At 36.5% G+C, this 3,596-nt stretch carries 3 protein-coding genes; all 3 read left to right on the top strand.

Features of this window, described 5'->3' with window-relative positions:
* Positions 1-249: 249 nt before the first annotated feature.
* Positions 250-867, top strand: coding sequence for a hypothetical protein (locus MRT15_RS09260; protein WP_304329804.1), 618 nt, complete (start codon positions 250-252; stop codon positions 865-867).
* Positions 868-1,129: 262 nt separating this feature from the next.
* Entirely contained in the window at positions 1,130-1,774 is a 645-nt protein-coding gene (locus tag MRT15_RS09255) for a hypothetical protein (protein WP_304329803.1), read from the top strand.
* A 474-nt stretch (positions 1,775-2,248) separates the two neighbouring features.
* On the top strand, positions 2,249-3,596 hold a 1,348-nt coding region (locus tag MRT15_RS09250; RefSeq protein ID WP_304329802.1), incomplete at its 3' end, for an amidohydrolase family protein.

Raw genomic sequence — 3,596 nt, 5'->3', positions numbered from 1 at the left:
TAGATTATGCTGAGGAAATGGGGCCAATAATAGTGCATTTCACGGAAGATGGGAAGCCTGTAATGCTTGAAATTCTCGATGCAAGCGAGTTTATAGCGGGGATAAGTAAAATTGCAATGAGAGCTAAAGATGAACCTATAGAAGTTTAAAAGTTTTTATTTTGATGAGCCTCTGTCTTCTTATACAATATATATTGGTTTTCACATAATATTTTGATGAGTTTGTTTATTTCCTCATGAAGTGATGGTCATGAGGAAATACGTTAACAGGAAATATTTATCCATTTTTCTAGTAGTTGTTGTAGCAATATTTTTGCTTTATAATTATTTTACATGTCCACGATACTTGAACACGATTGGATTAGATTCATTCAAAGAATCCCTAGCATTGTATAAGCAGTATAAGTATAATGCTCAGATAGGTTATTATGGTGGTCCTCTTGGGGAAATATATTTTGGATTAATTGCATATATTCCCACACCCCATAATATCACCGCTCCAGAAGACATTGAAGAACTAAACATTGTAGTCAGGAATGTGAATGAGAGAACATATAATCCATTGATAAGGGGATTTGCCGTAACTATTGAAAAAATTAGGATATATGTAATCAATGAAACTGAAATTAGTCTTAAAATGTATGCCACCGCATCCCCCTCTTATAAGAAGTCTTCATATGATTTCTTTGAATACTCATATTTAGTCCATCGCAATTACAATTACCTTCCAAAAAGGCTATACATATGTGTTGATTACACAGTTCATGCAATAATTCACCCATACATTGAAGGTTTTTATATAACTGCTGGATTCCACCTAAAAATTTATACTGGAACCACAACAATTCTCCTAGATATAGAAGAGTGAAACTACTCATTTAACTCTTAAATGCAAAACCTGAAAAATCATTTTTGAATAAGTGTATAACAAATCAAAATTGTTAGGAACTAGCTCAGAAATGTGACCCATAGAAACTAAGATGCTCTTTGCCATTTAAAATTCAAATATCAAGCTAACATTAACCACTCTCATTCAGTGGAAAGCATTAATTAAAAGTTATGTGGAAGCTGTAATGGGAATGATAAGGTTTGAAAGGGGGATGTTTCCTTATGTAAGTTGGGTGAGTAATTTGTGTTTTACTGGTGTGATTCTAAATCCATTTAGGAAGCCTATTCCAAATGTGGTTGTTAGAGGGTTGTATGGGGAAATGGTTTTGAATCCTGATGGATTTTACGTTTACTCTACCGATCCTGAAGTTTATTTAAGGACTCTGAATGCTATTGAGTTTAGGGATATGTTTGATAGGATTATTGCTCAGAAACCTTTTGCTATTCACTTCCATTTTAGACTTGCCAGTAGTGGTGCTATTGATGTTGGGAATGTTCATGGATGGAAACTTGGAGATTACCTTATAACACATAATGGTGTTGTTCGATCCTATGCGGGTAGAAGGGATTTATGTGACACTCTAATATTGGTGAATCAAAGGGAATTCCAAGAATTATTGGCTGATAAGCGGTGGAGTGAACTTTATGATTACATTGCAGAGAAGGGGTTTTATGGGGTAATGTTCATTGTAAACAAGGATTTCAGCGAAATATACGCCATCTCAACAATGAAAAACATCGAATATTCCCAAGCCAATGGAATAACATATGCCACCAGTGGAAATTTCCTGAAAGGGAAAAGATTGAGGAAAATTAAACTGGAAAACTATGTTGATGGAATATTTCAAATAACACATGAAGAAGTTAGAACACTCGTTCAAAGGTAATATAAACCTTATAAAGTGGAGTGAAAGCATATGCCTATGAACAACAAAGTTTCGAACCCAACAATTTCAATTAACATATGATGATGACTTTTCTCCCACATTCCCTTAAGTATTTTCAAACATCATTAATACCTTCTCATCTTCAACAATTTTATAACAGTAGAATTTATAGAAGTTATTTGTGGACATGGAGAAAGATAAGGAGTATATGAGGGATATCATTTGGTTTTTTGAGTACATGGAGAAGAGGAAACGAAAGAAGTATCTAAAAAGGAAAGATAAGTCCTAAACTTATTTCTAAGAAAGATTATTGGAAGTTCATTGATTTAATAAAAATGACAAATAATTTGTCTTCGTATTGTAGTATCTTTTCCGCTTCTTCATCTACTTTTGTAAATTCTATTTCGGATTCCTGGCAAATGCTTTTTGGTGGGGTTTTTAAGGATTGGAGGGTATATGTGATTGTGATGGTTTATGGAGTTTGATTTGCTTATTAAAGGTGGCTTTGTGGTTGATGGTACTGGTAATCCATGGTTTTATGCGGATTTAGGTATATTGAATGGGAGGATAGTTGAGGTTGATAGGGGGATTGATGCTGATGCCAAGAGGGTTATAGATGCTAGGGGGCTTGTGGTTTCCCCTGGTTTTATAGATATTCATTCACATTCCGATTTAACTCTTCTAATTAATCCTACTGCTGATAGTAAGGTTAGGCAGGGGGTTACCACTGAGGTTATTGGGAATTGTGGTTTGAGCGCTGCACCTGTGGGGAGGAGGGGGTATTTGGATTTACTTAAGAGTCTTTGGGGTTTTGAAGCTGAATTGGTTTCATGGGATTGGAATAGCTTTGGCGATTATTTGGAGCGTTTAGAACGTGGGGGAATATCAATTAATGTGGCACCATTAGTTGGGCATGGAACTATTAGAACTGCTGTTATGGGTGTTGAAAGTAGGGATCCCACTAAAGATGAATTGGAGGAAATGAAGAATCTCGTTGCTGAAGCTATGGAGTCTGGAGCTTTCGGTTTATCCAGCGGCTTAGTCTACCTCCCAGGATGCTACGCTAAAACTCAAGAGTTAATTGAGCTTTGTAAAGTTGTTGCTGAATATGGAGGTATATATGCAACTCACATACGTGGTGAGAGGGAAACCATATTGGAAGCATTGAAGGAGGCTATGGAGATAGGTGAGAAAGCAAATGTTCCAGTTCAAGTATCACATAACTGCCCAAAATATGGTGCTCATGGAAAATTGCCAGAAATGTTTAAAATTTATGAAGAAGCTAGGTTGAAGGGCGTTGAAGCCACAATGGATAACGACGCACATACAGATTTCAATGCATACCTATATCAAGTTTTACCTCAATGGGCTCAAGCAGGTGGAAGGGGGAGGATCGTTGAAAGATTGGAAAACCCTGAAATCCGTGAAAAGATTAAGAGGGAGATCATAGAGGATAAGTATCCAGGTCCAGGGTATGTTGGACTTGTAAAACATGGCTGTTGGGATAGAATATACATATTCCACTGTAAGAAGAATAGGAAGCTTATTGGGAAAACAATTAAGGAGATTGCAGAAATTAGGGGGAAAGATCCATTTGAAGTATTCTTAGACTTAATAGTTGAAGAGGAGGGTGAGGTGAGTGCATTATTCAATTACATGGAGGAAGACGATATACGCACATTAATGAAGTATCCATTAATGATGTTCTGCACAGATGGAGTGGCATCCTCCAATCGTGGAGTACTTAGGAAAGTTACTGGATACTCACCATGCAGTTTCGGAGAATACCCATACATTTTAGAGAGATTCGTTAGGGAGGAGA

The sequence above is a fragment of the Candidatus Culexarchaeum yellowstonense genome (genome assembly GCF_024707025.1).
Classification (GTDB): Archaea; Thermoproteota; Methanomethylicia; order Culexarchaeales; family Culexarchaeaceae; genus Culexarchaeum.
Note: the sequence above shows the minus strand (reverse complement) of the source record. Positions and strands in the feature narration are given on the sequence as shown.